General features: G+C 74.2%; 11 protein-coding genes. 7 read left to right on the top strand and 4 right to left on the bottom strand.

What is annotated here, in order from left to right; translation table 11 throughout:
- Positions 1–623: 623 nt before the first annotated feature.
- Together ACGF2Y_RS18895 and ACGF2Y_RS18900 are read left to right on the top strand one after the other, a co-directional pair.
- Positions 624–1,385: a GNAT family N-acetyltransferase gene (locus ACGF2Y_RS18895; protein WP_392948513.1), complete on the top strand. Its 762-nt coding sequence runs from the start codon at positions 624–626 to the stop codon at positions 1,383–1,385.
- Positions 1,386–1,689: 304 nt separating this feature from the next.
- Positions 1,690–2,835 (top strand): PP2C family protein-serine/threonine phosphatase, encoded by a 1,146-nt coding sequence (locus ACGF2Y_RS18900; RefSeq protein ID WP_392948516.1) that lies wholly within the window; start codon positions 1,690–1,692, stop codon positions 2,833–2,835.
- A gap of 171 nt (positions 2,836–3,006) precedes the next feature.
- On the opposite strand, the gene ACGF2Y_RS18905 is transcribed toward ACGF2Y_RS18900, so the two are convergent.
- The 4 genes from ACGF2Y_RS18905 to dhaK all read right to left on the bottom strand — a co-directional run bounded on the left by ACGF2Y_RS18905 (position 3,007) and on the right by dhaK (position 5,712).
- The gene (locus ACGF2Y_RS18905; protein WP_392948518.1) at positions 3,007–3,510 is read right to left on the bottom strand and encodes an NUDIX domain-containing protein; all 504 of its coding nucleotides are present in this window, start codon (positions 3,508–3,510) and stop codon (positions 3,007–3,009) included.
- A gap of 80 nt (positions 3,511–3,590) precedes the next feature.
- Positions 3,591–4,001: a PTS-dependent dihydroxyacetone kinase phosphotransferase subunit DhaM gene (locus tag ACGF2Y_RS18910; RefSeq protein WP_392948521.1), complete on the bottom strand. Its 411-nt coding sequence runs from the start codon at positions 3,999–4,001 to the stop codon at positions 3,591–3,593.
- The gene (gene dhaL / locus ACGF2Y_RS18915) at positions 3,998–4,609 is read right to left on the bottom strand and encodes a dihydroxyacetone kinase subunit DhaL (protein WP_392948524.1); all 612 of its coding nucleotides are present in this window, start codon (positions 4,607–4,609) and stop codon (positions 3,998–4,000) included. Before dhaL ends, ACGF2Y_RS18910 begins: the two co-directional genes overlap by 4 nt.
- Positions 4,610–4,719: 110 nt before the next feature.
- Complete coding sequence (dhaK, locus tag ACGF2Y_RS18920; protein ID WP_392948526.1) at positions 4,720–5,712, bottom strand: dihydroxyacetone kinase subunit DhaK; 993 nt, start codon at positions 5,710–5,712, stop codon at positions 4,720–4,722.
- Between the two features lie 292 nt (positions 5,713–6,004).
- Here dhaK and ACGF2Y_RS18925 point away from each other — a divergent pair, with 292 nt between their 5' ends.
- From ACGF2Y_RS18925 to ACGF2Y_RS18945, 5 genes are all read left to right on the top strand, one after another.
- Entirely contained in the window at positions 6,005–6,955 is a 951-nt protein-coding gene (locus ACGF2Y_RS18925) for a bile acid:sodium symporter (RefSeq protein ID WP_392948656.1), read from the top strand.
- A gap of 433 nt (positions 6,956–7,388) precedes the next feature.
- Complete coding sequence (locus ACGF2Y_RS18930) at positions 7,389–8,498, top strand: trypsin-like serine peptidase (RefSeq protein WP_392948528.1); 1,110 nt, start codon at positions 7,389–7,391, stop codon at positions 8,496–8,498.
- 174 nt (positions 8,499–8,672) lie between these two features.
- Positions 8,673–9,281 carry a hypothetical protein gene (locus tag ACGF2Y_RS18935; RefSeq protein WP_392948531.1) on the top strand — a complete coding sequence of 203 codons (609 nt, stop codon included), beginning with the start codon at positions 8,673–8,675 and terminating at the stop codon, positions 9,279–9,281.
- A 38-nt stretch (positions 9,282–9,319) separates the two neighbouring features.
- Positions 9,320–10,828, top strand: coding sequence for a DNA polymerase Y family protein (locus ACGF2Y_RS18940; RefSeq protein ID WP_392948534.1), 1,509 nt, complete (start codon positions 9,320–9,322; stop codon positions 10,826–10,828).
- Positions 10,821–14,036 carry an error-prone DNA polymerase gene (locus tag ACGF2Y_RS18945; RefSeq protein WP_392948537.1) on the top strand — a complete coding sequence of 1,072 codons (3,216 nt, stop codon included), beginning with the start codon at positions 10,821–10,823 and terminating at the stop codon, positions 14,034–14,036. Before ACGF2Y_RS18940 ends, ACGF2Y_RS18945 begins: the two co-directional genes overlap by 8 nt.
- Positions 14,037–14,051: the final 15 nt, after the last annotated feature.

Consider the following 14,051-nt stretch of genomic DNA (forward strand, 5'->3'; position numbering starts at 1 on the left):
GGCTCCTTCTCCACCCCACCCACTCCTTACTTTTTTAAAAAACCAACCACCCGGGGGGCGTGCCCGCGGGGGGGGGGGGGGGTGGTGGTCCCCCACCCCCCCCCCCCCCCCCCCCCCACAACACCCTCCCTGCCCGCTGTCTGCTGTCCGCTGCCCCGACGGGTGGCTCCGCCGCATGGTGCACGGTCATGTCACTGCCCGCTCCCGCTTCGCGCTCCCCGGTCCCTGGTTCGGCTCTGAGTTACCGTCATCTGAGGGCTGCGGGCGAAGACGCCGGCCATGGGGACGCAAAGAACCGCCCCACCGGTACGGGGGAGCCCGGTGGGGCGGTCGCCACCAGGGTGCCACAGGCAGACGGCCGTTGGGACCGGACCGGCGCGTATTGGCCTACGGATGAGTCGATTTCGCCGCTCGCCCACGCGGGCGCACGCCCGTGCATCGGTTCGCGCCCCATGGAGTGCGGCACTGAGTGCGGTACTGGGTGCGGTGTCATGAAACGGGCTCTCCTCGCGGAATACCTGCCGGGTCCACCGGCTTTCCGTTCCTGGCGGGCGCCTCGCTCCCGGCGCCGAGCACCCGCCGTCGAGGAACCGCGCGACGCGAAGGACGGAACGAGGAAGACCATGCCCCAGAACGGCACCCGGCCCCGGGCCGACGCCCCATCCCGGCTCCACCCGCTGGACAACCCCGCCCGGTCCTCGCTCACCGGTCCGCACGCCCACTTCGCCGAGAGCCGTGGGCGGATCCTGCGCTATCCCGTCGACGTCACCCCCTGGATCGCGCTCCCCGACGCTCCGGACGCCCAGGACTGGGCGGATGTCGCGGCGCTCGCCGGGCCGGGCGGCTCCGTCGCCCTGGCCGCGTTCCAGGCACCGCCGCCGGCGGAATGGGAGATCGTCTTCCGGGCCGACGGCGTCCAGCTGGTCGACGCGGCGGTGGACGCCGCACCCGACCCGGAGGCGGTCCCACTGGGCCCGCGGGACGTGCCGGAGATGCTGGACCTGGTGGCGCGTACCCGCCCCGGCCCCTTCCTGCCGCGCACGGTCGAGCTGGGCACGTATCTCGGCATCCGCCGGGGCGGCACCCTGGTGGCGATGGCGGGGGAGCGGCTGCACCCGCCCGGGTGGACCGAGATCAGCGGTGTCTGCACGGATGAGCCGGTACGGGGGCAGGGGCTGGCGAGCCGACTGGTCCTGGCGGTCGCGCACGGCATCCGAGAGCGCGGCGAGACGCCGTTCCTGCATGCTTCCGCCTCCCCTACCGCAGCCGTACGGCTCTACGAGTCCCTCGGCTTCCGGCTCCGCCGGCGTACGGAATTCCTCTCCGCCCTCGTCCCCGCCACGCTCCCGCCGGCCGACGGGAGCGTCAGGCCCTCGCTGCGCTGACCGGGCTGCCGGAAGCGGGTACCGGGCCGGCATGGTCCCGGCGGCCCGGTCCCGGTGGCCCGGCCCCGGGTGTCCGCCGCCGGGCCGGCGCCTGTACTCGCAGGACGGGACCTGAGGCACCCCGGCAAGGGGGCGGAGGTCCCGGGCCGGAAGTCCCGAGCGGGACCTTCGGCACCCGCTCGGGGCCCTAAGCCCTCCTGCGCGGACGCCCGCGCCCCGGTCAACTGGAAGGGACCGGCCGAAAACCGCGGGCGGCGCCGAGAGACCAGCGGGAGGACAGGCCGTGCCCATGAGGTTGCTGGACATGGCACAGAAGCAGAGCGGGGCGCGGCACCGGAGCGGTGCCGCGCCCGGCCCGGACGCGGGCATCGCGGCGGTGTCCCGGAGCCGGATCGGCAACGGAGTGCTGGCCTGCGGTCTTGCGCTGCTGACGGCGCTGGTCGTGTTCCTCGACGCCACGACGGGCAACGACCTGCGGGTCGTGCCGCTGCTCGTGGTCGTCCCGGCGCTCGCCTCCGTGTACTGCAGCCTCCGCCAGACGATCTGGGTCGCGGTGGGGATCACCACGGTCGTCGTCGGCTTCCGGGCCGGCGCGGACGGCACCTTCTGGGACTTCGTCTTCGGCATCGGCTTCGCCGTACTGGCCTGCGCCCTCGGGGTCGCCGCCTGCGCGGCGCGCATCCGGCACGCCACCGAGATGGCGCGGCTGCGGTCCGCCGCCGTCATCCTGCAGCGCCAGATCCTGCGGCCGCTGCCCGTCGTGACCGACCACGTCTTCGCGTACGGGCTCTACGAGCCGATCGAGGAGGACCGCTTCGTCGGCGGAGACATCTACGAGGTCGTCGAGTCGCCCTACGGGACCCGGGTGATCATCGGGGACGTCCAGGGCAAGGGGCTCGCGGCCATCGGCGCCGGCTTCGCGGCCATCGCCGCGTTCCGCGAGGCGGCCATCCGCGAAACCACGCTCACCGGCGTGGTGGAGGCGCTGGAGGACGCCGTCGTCCGGCACAACGTGTTCTCCGCCCAGACCGGTGAGGCCGAACGCTTCGTGACCGCGCTCGTGCTCGGATTCGACGAGGGCGGCCGGGTGGAGGCCGTGAACTGCGGCCACCTGCCGCCGCGCCTGCTGCACGAGGGCCGGACCTCGGCCGTCACGCTCCACCGGACGTACGTCCCCCTCGGCCTCGCCGGACTCAGCCGGGAGGCCCGTACGACCGAGTCCTTCGACTTCCCGCAGGGCGCGACGCTCCTCGTCGTCACCGACGGGGTGACCGAGGCCCGCGACGCCACCGGCGCCTTCTACCCGCTGGACGAGCGGGTCGGGGCCTGGGCCGGGCACGGGCCCCGTGAACTGCTCGACGCGCTCCACGTCGATCTGGAGGACTTCTCCGGCGGCGTCCGGCGCGACGACGTCGCCGCGCTCGCCCTGCGCCGCGTCCTCACGGTCTGAGCGCGCGCCGCACTCCTGTGGTCTGAGCGCGCGCCGCACTCCTGTGGTCTGCGTGCGTGCCGCGCCCTCGCGGTCTGCGCCCCCGCCCGCGAGGACGCGGCCCGCAGTCGCGCAGTCGCGATCCAGCCGCTGCGCGCGCCATGACGGCCGCCCGGCGGATGCGGCACCGGCCTACGCGTCGGGGGAGGCCGCCGTCCCGCGTACCCGGGCGCGCAGCCGTTCGACGAACACCCGCTGACCGGCGACCAGCCGTTCGGCGGCCTGCTCCGGCGTGCACCAGGCGAACCGGTCCATCTCCGGGAACTCCTGCCGCACGCCGGACCCGCGCGGCCACTCCATCGTGAACGTCCCCGGCACGACGGACACCACGTCCAGCTCCGCCTCCAGGGCCCATACGGTCACCGTCTTGCCGCCACGCTGCCGTGACTCGCCCAGGGCGATCCAGTCACCCGGTGGGACCGGCACCCCCAGCTCCTCCGTGAACTCCCGGCGGGCAGCCGCCTCCGCGCCTTCCTGAGGCCCGTACTCCCCCTTGGGCACCGACCAGGCGGCCGCTTCCCGCCTCGCCCAGAACGGCCCGCCCATGTGCCCGATCAGCACCTCGACATCCCGTTCGCCCCCGACGTCCGTGACCCGGAAGAGAAGAAGCCCCGCACTGCGCCCGCCGGTCGACATGGCGTCAAGTCTGCTGCGGAGAAGCACGGAGCGCCACGCGGGGCGGCACGCGGGGCGCTACGCGGGGCGGCACCGGGGCGCTACGTCTTCCGGTAGCCGTACGCCTCCGAGGCCGCCGCCTCCACCGCCGCGAGGTCGCCGCCCGCCGAGGCGGTCACCACGGCGGCCACCGCGCCCTCCACGAACGGCGCGTCCACGAGCCGGGTGTTCTCGGGCAGTTCGTCGCCCTCGGCGAGCATGGCCTTCACGGTGAGGACCGCGCTCCCCAGATCCACCAGGACCGCTACGCCCGCGCCCCGGTCCACCGAGGCGGCGGCCCGGCCGATCAGCTCCGCGCTCGTCCCGAGCCCGCCGTTCGGCAGCCCGCCGGCCGGGGCGACCGGCGCGGTCACCCCTCCGGCGGCGAGGCCCCGGGCCAGCTCGGCGACCGACTCGGCGACCGGACCGCTGTGGGAGACCAGCACGATGCCCACCTGCCGCTCGCCGCTCACGCGCCCGCTCCGTCCGCCGCGGTCGCCGCCAGGGCCTCGACCAGCAGTGCCGCCGAGGTCGCGCCCGGGTCCTGATGCCCGATGCTGCGCTCGCCGAGATAGCTGGCCCTGCCCTTGCGCGCCTGCAACGGCACCGTCGCCACAGCGCCCGCACGGGCCGCGTTCGCGGCGCCGTCGAACGAGGTGGCGAGGGCCTCCGCCGCAGGCAGCAGCGCGTCGAGCATCGTCTTGTCCCCGGCCTGGGCGCCTCCCAGCTGTCCCACCGCGGCGACCCCCGCCGCGAACGCCTGGGCGAACTGCTCCCGCGTCACCTCGTCGTCGTCCCCCAGAGCCTTGCCCGTACGACGCAGCAACGTCCCGTACAGCGGGCCGGACGCCCCGCCGACCGTGGAGATGAGCTGCCGTCCGGTCAGGGTGAGCACCGCGCCGGGAGTGGCGGGCGCGTCCTTCTCCAGCACCGCCGTCACCGCTGTGAAGCCGCGCTGGAGGTTGCTGCCGTGATCGGCGTCCCCGATCGCCGAGTCCAGCTCGGTCAGATGGTCCGCCTCGCGTTCCACGGACGCCGCGACAGCGGTCATCCAGCGGCGGAAGAAGTCGGTGTCGAGCACATGATCTCCTGTTCCTCGGTGCCGCCGGAACGGATCGTCCCGGCGGCACGGGCCGTACGGCCGGCCCGCACCGGGGTCGCGTACCCGGTCACGGGATCCTGCCGGGCGACTCAGCAGCCCCAGCGGAGCGCGGCCGTCCGCACGGGGGCGTCCCACAGCCGCAGCAGCTCCTCGTCGACCTGGCAGAGCGTCACCGAGCAGCCTGCCATGTCGAGCGACGTCACGTAGTTCCCCACGAGCGTACGAGCCACCGGGACGCCCCGCTCGGACAGGACCCGGTGGACCTCGGCGTTGAACCCGTACAGCTCCAGCAGCGGTGTCGCCCCCATGCCGTTCACCAGCGCCAGCACCGGGCCGGTGGGGCGCAGGTCCTCCAGCACCGCGTTCACGGCGAAGTCGGCGATCTCCCCGGACGTCATCATCGGCCGCCGCTCACGCCCCGGCTCGCCATGGATCCCGATGCCCAACTCCAGCTCTCCGGAAGGCAGATCGAAGGTGGGGCTGCCCTTGGCCGGAGTGGTGACGGCGCCGAGCGCCACCCCGAAACTGCGCGAGGCCCCGTTCACCTGCCGCGCGACCGCGGCCACCCGCTCCAACGGAGCGCCCTCGTCCGCCAGAGCTCCGGCGATCTTCTCGACGAACAGCGTCGCTCCCGTACCGCGCCGCCCGGCGGTGAACGTACTGTCGCTCACGGCCACGTCGTCGTCCACCACCACCCGGGCGACCTGGATCCCCTCGTCCTCGGCGAGTTCGGCGGCCATCTCGAAGTTGAGCACGTCACCGGTGTAGTTCTTGACGACGAACAGCACCCCCGCCCCACTGTCGACGGCCGCCGCCGCCCGTACCATCTGGTCCGGCACGGGGGAGGTGAACACCTCCCCGGGACAGGCCGCCGACAGCATCCCGGGCCCGACGAACCCGGCGTGCAGTGGCTCATGCCCGGAACCGCCCCCGGAGACCAGACCCACCTTTCCCGCCACGGGCGCGTCCCGCCGGGCGACGACCCGGCTCTCCACATCGACGGTCAGCTCGGGGTGCGCGGCCGCGATGCCCCGCAGGGCATCGGCGACCACGGTCTCGGGAACGTTGATCAGCATTTTCATGTCTGTCCTCCTGGTGGGCCTGGCAGAGGGCTTCGCGAGCTGCGTCTTCCCTGGGGCACGTCGGAGCGTGGGGTGACTGGCCCGATCGTATGACGGCGCAGGCGGGTGCGGCGCGATTGCCGAGGAGACCCGTTTCCTCGCCGGTCTGTCCGGTCCGTCCGGTCGGACCGGACAGACCGCCCGGCGGCTGCACGCGGTCGAAGTCCGATGACACCGGACAGCCGGTCGTACCATCGGTGACCGAACGCAAGGAGTATGTACGTTGTCGTCACCGTCCGGCCCGGTCGCGGGCATGGAACGCCACCAGGTCGCCGTCTATGTGGGGGCCCTGGCCGCCGGGGCCCTGGCCGGCCGGACCGCACCCGGTGCGGGGCCGGGCCTGGAGTACGCGATCAACCCGGTGCTGGCCGCGCTGCTGTACGTGACGTTCCTGCACGTACCCGCCGCTGATCTGGTCCGCTCGGTGCGGGCGGGCCGGTTCCTGGCCGCGACGCTGGTGGTGAACTTCGTCGTGGTGCCGCTGGTGGTCGCCGCGATGTTCGGCCTCCTCCCGGACGACCGAGCGGTCCGCCTCGGCGTACTGCTGGTCCTCCTGGCCCCGTGCATCGACTACGTGATCGTCTTCAGCGGGCTCGCCGGTGGCAGCAGCGAACGCCTGCTCGCCGCCACCCCGCTGCTGCTCCTCGCCCAGATGGTGCTGCTGCCGGTCTACCTGTTCCTGTTCATGGGCCCGGACCTGGCCGACGTGGTGGAGGCAGGACCGTTCGTCGAGGCGTTCGGCGTGCTGATCGTCATCCCGCTCACGCTGGCCTGGCTCACCCAGGCATGGGCGGCACGCCGCCCTGCCGGACAGCGGGCCGCCGACGCGATGGGCACGGCCATGGTGCCGCTGATGGCCGCCGTTCTGTTCACCGTGGTCGCCTCCCAGGTGCCGAAGCTCGGCGACGCCGGCGATTTGGGGGACGTGGGCCGTGTCGTGCCGTTCTACGTCGCGTTCCTCGTCGTGATGGCGTTCGCCGGGCTCGGCGTCGCCCGCCTGTTCCGCCTGGCCGCCCGCGACGGGAGGGCGATCGTGTTCACCGGCGCGACCCGCAACTCCCTGGTCGTCCTGCCCCTCGCCCTGGCGCTGCCGGACGCGCTGGCCGTCGCCGCGGTGGTCGTGGTGACCCAGACCCTGGTCGAGGTGATCGGCATGGTGGTCTACGTACGGGCCGTACCCCGGCTGCTGCCGCTCCGGGGCTGATCCGCGGTGGCGCCCGGCGCCCGGGGTCGGGCAGCCCGGGGTCGGGGTCGGGGTCGGGCAGCCGGTGGACGCCCGGCGCCCCGGGCCGGGCAGTGCACCCCGGACCCCGGACCCCGGACCGGGCGGTCGGTACTCGGCTCACGGGATCTGGCCGCCGCCGTCCGGGACGGGGATGGTGGTCCGAGTCGTGGCTGGAACGTGATCACGCGATCCTGATGGACTTCGATCCGCAGGCCGTGGGGTTGCCTCGCAGCCGTTCCGGCTGTTCCGGCCGTTCTGGCTGTTCCGGCCGTTCTGGCTGTTCCGGCCGTTCCGGCTGTTCCGGCCGTTCCGGCGCGATGAGGCATCGGGCCGTGGGCGGGCGCGGCCGTGCGGACACCGTCTTCATGCTCTTCTGACCGTTTTCTGACATCGCATGGCTACTGTCCCGCGCATGCGAACTCCTCCCTACCGCTCATGCGGTCACCAGAACACCACCCGCAGGACCCTCCGGCACGCGATCGGCGTCACCGTCGCGGCATCGGCGGCCGTCCTCGCGCTGGTCACGCCCCCCGCGGCCGCCGACGCCGCGCCCCACGACCCGTCGTCCACCAGCGGCAGCGCGGCGGGACCGGACACCACAACCACCCACGCCGGCGCCACGACCGCACAGGAGCGCGACCGGATCAACGCCTACTGGACCCCCGAGCGGATGAAGCTGGCAGGCGCTCTGATCCCCGAGATCACCCCCGTGCCCGAGGACGACAACACGCCGGACGACCCGCGGCCGCTTCCCGTGAACACACCGGACTCCGGGGCCGTGTGGACACATGGCGGGGCGGTGAAGAAGAACGTAGGCCGGCTGTTCTTCACCTTCTCCGACGGCTACGACGGCAGTTGCACCGCGACGGTCGTCACCAGCGCCAACCGCAGTACCGTCATCACGGCAGCACACTGCCTGAGAGGCGTCGGGTCGCCTTCCGCCGACGACACCTGGAACCGCAACATCTACTTCGTGCCCGGCTATCGCAACGGAACGAAACCGCTCGGCGGATTCAGTGTCAGGGCCATGGCCACCTCTTCCCGCTGGGACGCCGACCCGGACACCATGAAATCGTCGGATCTGGCTGCCGCCGGCTACGACACGGGACTCCTCGTGATGCATCCCGCTGCCGGGGGGCACCCGATCGCGGACGTCACCGGAAGCCAGCGCATCGGGTTCGGCAAACCCGTCGAGGACGCGTTCGTCCATGCCTTCGGGTACCCGAAGCACGGACTCAACGATCCCGGGGACAAGTACGTCGGATCCCGCATGATCCACTGCGCGGGCACGAGCCACCCCGGCCCCAAGGCCCCCTTGCTGTGGGGTGAGACCTGCGACATGTCATCCGGGTCGAGCGGTGGTCCCCACCTGGCCCGCTTCGATACCCGCACCGGCACCGGCACCGTCGTGGGCGTCACCACCACCGACGAGGAACTCGCGGGCGGGCAGAGCCCCACGCTCTACGCCACCCGCTTCGGTGACAGCGCTCACCGCCTCTACGACTGGGCGCAGTCGCGTTAGGGCGCGTCGAGCCGACCCGGAGGGGACAGTGACGGCCGACGCCCGAATGCGACAGGACGATGGTGGCGCCACCACGTATATGCCTGGCTTGAATTATTCGAACGTTCGAGCGAATATCGAAGGGTGTGGACAGGTCAGCAGGTAGTCGAGGAGCGTGGCGCGGGAGCCGGTGCGGTGCCGTCGCCGCTTTCCGGCCTGCTGCCGGGAGGAGGTATTCGCCCTGGTACGGCGGTAGGTGCGGGCGGGGATCTGCCGCTGCTGCTGGCGCTGGCCGCTCTGGCGGCAGCGGAGTCGGTGGCATGGGCGGCGGTGGGGGTGCCCGAGCTGGGCGGGCTGGCTGCGGCGCAGGCGGGTCTGGATCTGGCCACCGGCTTGGTGGTGAGCGATCCCGGGTCGCGCGCCGCCCAGGTGCTCGCCGTGCTGCTGGAGTCGGTGCCGGTGGTGCTCGTCGGCGCCTCGGTACGGGTGCCGGAGCGGGCGGTGCGGCGGCTGCGGGCGGTGATGCGGCGCAGCGGAGCGGTGCTGCTGGCGGCGGGCCGGTGGCCGGGGGCCGACGTACAGCTCCGGGTGGTGCCGGTGGGCTGGGCCGGGGTGGGCCGGGGGCACGGGCTGTTGCGCGGCCGCCGGGTGACGGTGACGGCGGGCGGGCGCGGCGCGGCCGCCGCGCCGCGGAGCGCGGAGCTGTGGCTGCCCGGTCCGGACGGTCTGGTGGGCAGGGTGGAACGGGGGGCGGCGGAGGCCGTGCGGAGCGGGGCGCGGGCGGACCTCCGCGTCGTCGGATGACCGGGGCATCCGATTCCGTGCGGGTGGTTGTGGTCTGGGTGCCCGATTTCCCGGTGCTGGCGTGCGGTGCGCAGGACGGTGTGCCGGTGGCGGTGGTGCACCGGGGCGCGGTGGTGGCGTGCTCCGCTTCCGCGCGGGCGGCCGGGGTCAGGCGGCGCATGCGGCTGCGGTCCGCGCAGGCCCGGTGCCCCGGGCTGCGGGTCGTCGAGCGGGACCTCGCCGCCGAGGTGCGGATGTTCGAGCAGGTGGTGCACCGGGTGGAAGCCGAGGTGGTACCGCGGCTGGAGGTGATCCGCCCCGGGCTGCTCGCGGCCCCGGCACGTGGGGCCGCGCGGTACTGGGGCGGCGAGCCGCAGCTGTCCGTACGGTTGGCCGGCACCGTCGCCGGACTGGGGCTGCCCGCCCGCGTCGGGATCGCCGACAGCACCTTCGTGGCGGCGCTCGCGGCCCGTCGTGGCGACGGAGTGGTCGTCCCGGCGGACGGGAACGCCGCGTTCCTGTCCCCGTACCCGGTGGGCGTGCTGGGCGTGCCCGGCCTGGCCGAACTGCTGAAGCAGCTCGGCATCCGTACCGTCGGGGACTTCGCGCGGCTGCCGGCGGGCCGGGTCGCGGAGCGGCTCGGCACGGAGGGGACCGGCGCCCACCGCGTCGCCCGCGGGGGCCCGGCCCGGCCGGTGTCCGTACGGACCGCTGCCCAGGACCACACGGTGCAGCGGCTGTTCGAGGCCGCCGAGGAGCGGGCGGACGCGATCGTGTTCGTGGCGGTCGCGCTCGCGGACGAGCTGCACGAACGCCTGGCGGCGGCAGGGGTGGTGTGCGCGCGGCTGGAGGCCGTGGTCGAGACGGCCGGCGGGCGGATGCTGACCCGGATCTTCCGGCACGAGGGGCGGCTGTCCTCCCGGGCGGTGGCCGAGCGCGTACGCGGGGTGCTGGCCGCCTGGTCCGAGACGGGCCTGCTGGACGCCGGCGGCGGGGAGCCGGGGATCCGCCGCCTGGCCCTGCGCCCCGACGGGATCTCTCCGGACACCGGCTCGCAGGGCGCGTTCGACGGGGAGCGGGACACTCCGGTGGAGGTGGAGCGGGCCGCCGCCCGGGTGCAGGCGGTGCTCGGGCACCGGGCGGTCACCCGGATCATCGAGACCGGCGGCCGGGGGCCGGGCGACCGGATCCGGCTCGTTCCGGTCGGCGACGTCCCCGACGACGGTGCGGATGCCGCGGGCGGTCCGTGGCCGGGACGGCTGCCCGCTCCGCACCCGGCCGCGGTCTATCCGGTACGGCGTCCGGCCCGGCTGACCGGGACCGGCGGCGCGCTGATCGGCGTGGCCGGCCGGCTGGAGCTGTCGGCCGAGCCCGCGTTCCTCTCGGTCGACGGGCGGCGCCCGGCCGGGGTGAACGGGTGGGCCGGGCCGTGGCCGGTACTGGAGCAGTGGTGGGCACGGGACGGTGGCCGGCGGATCGCCCGGATGCAGGTCACCACCGATGACGGGCACGCATGGCTGCTGCTCGTCGACCGGGGCCGGTGGTGGGTGGAGGCCCACTATGGGTGACCTCCTGCGCCTCCCCACCGCCGACCGCCCGGCGGAGGGGGACGGCTGGGCCGAGCTGCACGCGCACAGCGCGTTCTCCTTCCTCCGGGGGGCGAGCGGTCCGGAGGACCTGGTCGCCGAGGCCGCCCGGCTCGGCATCGGCGTGCTGGCGGTGACGGACGTGGACGGCCTCCACGCCGCGCGCCGCCTGCACGCCGCCGCCCGCGAGCACGGGATCGGCGCCGTCCACGGCGCCGAACTCACCCTCGGCGACCCCGTACTGGGAACGCCGGTGGTGCTCGCCCGCACCGTGGAGGGGTTCCGGCTGCTGTCGGCGGTGATCTCCGCCGCGCAGCTCGCCGGGTCGAAGAACTCCCCGGTCTACGACCTGGACGCGGTGGCCCGCGCGGCGGCCGCGGGGCACTGGGCCGTCCTGCCCGGCTGCCCGCCGCCGGGCACGGACCGGTGCGACGTCGCCGCCGTCGCCCTCCGGCTCGCCCGGCTGACCGACGTCTTCGGTACGAGCGGCACGCACGCCGAACTGGTCGACCACCGGCTCCCGGAGGACTCGGTCGCCGCCGACGCGATGTGGGTGGCCGCCCGCCGGGTCGGGGTTCCCGTGGTGGCCACCGGCGCCGTGCACTACGCGGCCCCCCGCCAGGCCCGCGTGGCACAGGCGCTCACCGCGCTGCGCCGCCGCGAGACCCTGGACCGGGCCGCCGGACATCTGATGGCTGCCCCGACCGCTCATCTGCGCCCCCGGGCCGAGCGGGCGGCATTCCTGTCGCGGTACCCCGGCGTCGCGGACGCCACCGTCGCCCTGGGCCGCGCCTGCGAGATCGACCTCGGCGAACTGCGCCCCGAACTCCCGGAGTTCGCCGTGCCCGCAGGGCATACGCAGGACTCGTGGCTGCGGGACCGCGCCGAGGCCGCCTGCGCCGACCGCTACGGCCCCCGCGCCGACCCGGGGGCCGGGGCGGCATGGCGGCAGCTCGACCACGAACTGGACCTCGTCGCCGGACTCGGGCTCGCGGGCTACTTCCTGATCGTCCACGACATCGTCCGGCACGCCGCCGAACGGGGGATCTGGTGCCAGGGCCGGGGCTCGGCCGCCAGCAGCGTGATCTGCTACGTCCTCGGCATCACCGCCGTCGACCCGCTCCGGCACGGCCTGCTCTTCGAGCGGTTCCTGTCCCTGGAGAAGGCGGGCCCGCCGGACATCGACCTCGACATGGAGTCCGGGCGCCGCGAGGAAGTCATCCAGTACGTCTACACCCGCTACGGCCGCCGGCACGCCGCCCAGGTCGCCAACATGATCACCTACCGACCGCGGCTCGCGGTCCGCGACGCCGCCCGCGTCCTCGGTTACCCGGAAGCGCAGACCCGGGAGATGACCCGGCACATCCACCACACCCCACCCGGCCCGGACACCGGCCTCCCCGACGACGTCCGCGACCTCGCCGCCCAGCTCCACACCCTCCCGAGGCACCTCGGGGTGCACTCGGGCGGCATGGTCCTCACCCGGCAGCCCATCGGCGAGATCATGCCCGTGGAGTGGGCTACCGCCGAGGGCCGCAGCGTCCTCCAGGGCGACAAGGACGACGTCGCCGCCGCCGGACTCGTCAAGATCGACCTGCTGGGTCTCGGCATGCTGTCCGCCCTCCACACCGCCTGCGACCTCATCCACGCGTACCACGGCGTCCGCTACGACCTCACGTCGATCCCCCAGGACGACCCGGACGTCTACGGGATGATCGCGAACGGGGACACCATCGGCGTCTTCCAGGTCGAGTCCCGTGCCCAGATCTCCACCCTTCCCCAACTGCGGCCGACGAGGTTCGAGGACCTGGCCGTCGCCGCGTCCATCATCCGCCCCGGCCCCATCCAGGCCGGCAGCAAACACCCCCTGCTCCGCCGACGGCGCGGCGAGGAGGCGGTGACGTACCCCCACCCGCTCGCGAAGGCCGCGCTGGAGCCGACCCTCGGCGTCGCCCTCTGGCAGGAGCAGGCCATGCAACTCGCGATCGACTGCGCGGGGTTCAGCCCTGGTGAGGCCGACCGGCTCAGGAAGGCGATGGCGGCCAAGCACGCCCCGGAGAAGGTCGCCGCGATGCGCGACCGCCTGCTGACCGGCATGGCGGGGCGCGGCATCCCCCCGGCCGCCGCCGAGAAGATCGCCTCGATGATCGAAGCCTTCTCCGACTACGGGTTCCCGCAGTCCCACGCCCAGTCGATGGCCGGGCTCATCTACGCCAGCGCCTGGATCAAGTACCACCACCCCGCCGCGCTCATCGCGGCGATCATGGCGCACCAGCCGATGGGCTTCTACGACACCCAGACCCTCATCGGCGACGCGGAACGCCACGGCATCACCGTCCGCGGACCCGCCGTCCGGACCTCCCAGGTCCACGCCACCCTCGAACCCGGCGCGATGCCCGGTCCGATGCCCGGGGTGACACCCGCGGTGACACCCGGCCCGATGCCCGGCGCGGGGCGCCCGGCGATCCGCCGCGGCCTGACCAGCGTCACCGGCCTCGGTGAACAGGCCGCCGAGGAGATCGTCGGCCTCCGCACGGAGCGGCCGTTCGCGGACCTGGACGACTTCGCCGCCCGCACCCGCCTGCCGCCCCGGATCCTGGAGCAGTTGGCCACCGCGGGCGCGTTCGACGGTCTGGGCGGGCACCGTCGTACCGCCCTGTGGAGCGCCGGCACCGCACCCGGCCGCACCCGCCAGCCCCCGCTCCCCGGACTCGCCACCCCCGCGACCGCGCCCGAACTCACCTCCATGACCACCGCGGAGGAGACCACCGCCGACATCACCGCGACCGGCGCCAGCGCCACCGCCCACCCCGTCCAGCACATCCGCCCCCACCTGGACCGCCTCGGCACGCTCCCCACGGCCACCGCCCGTACCCTCCCCGACAGGGCCCCGGTCCGGATCGGCGGGCTGCCGAAGTACCTCCAACGCCCCCCGACCGCGCACGGCGTGGCCTTCGGCGCGATCGAGGACGAGACCGGCATGATCAACCTCGTCTTCGCCCCGCACGTCTGGGACCGCTGCCACCGCACCCTCCTGGACGCCCCCGCCGTCCTCGTCACCGGCCGGGTCGAGCGCTGCGACGGCACGGTCAACGTCGCCGTCGGCCGGGTGGAGGCGGTCACCGTGGCCCCGCCCGTCCCGCGCCCGGCGGGGGGCCGTCGTCCGATCCCACCCGGCGGACGGCAGTGACTTCCGCTTCTGCGG

Source organism: Streptomyces sp. NPDC048142 (assembly GCF_043202835.1).
Taxonomy (GTDB): Bacteria; Actinomycetota; Actinomycetes; order Streptomycetales; family Streptomycetaceae; genus Streptomyces.

Bases quoted from the DNA above. Each gene is read 5' to 3' on its own strand.
- ACGF2Y_RS18895 (WP_392948513.1), top strand. From the start codon at position 624: ATGCCCCAGAACGGCACCCGGCCCCGGGCCGACGCCCCATCCCGGCTC.
- ACGF2Y_RS18925 (WP_392948656.1), top strand. From the start codon at position 6,005: ATGGAACGCCACCAGGTCGCCGTCTATGTGGGGGCCCTGGCCGCCGGG.
- dhaK (WP_392948526.1), bottom strand. From the start codon at position 5,712: ATGAAAATGCTGATCAACGTTCCCGAGACCGTGGTCGCCGATGCCCTG.
- ACGF2Y_RS18905 (WP_392948518.1), bottom strand. From the start codon at position 3,510: ATGTCGACCGGCGGGCGCAGTGCGGGGCTTCTTCTCTTCCGGGTCACG.
- ACGF2Y_RS18900 (WP_392948516.1), top strand. From the start codon at position 1,690: ATGGCACAGAAGCAGAGCGGGGCGCGGCACCGGAGCGGTGCCGCGCCC.
- ACGF2Y_RS18930 (WP_392948528.1), top strand. From the start codon at position 7,389: ATGCGAACTCCTCCCTACCGCTCATGCGGTCACCAGAACACCACCCGC.
- ACGF2Y_RS18945 (WP_392948537.1), top strand. From the start codon at position 10,821: ATGGGTGACCTCCTGCGCCTCCCCACCGCCGACCGCCCGGCGGAGGGG.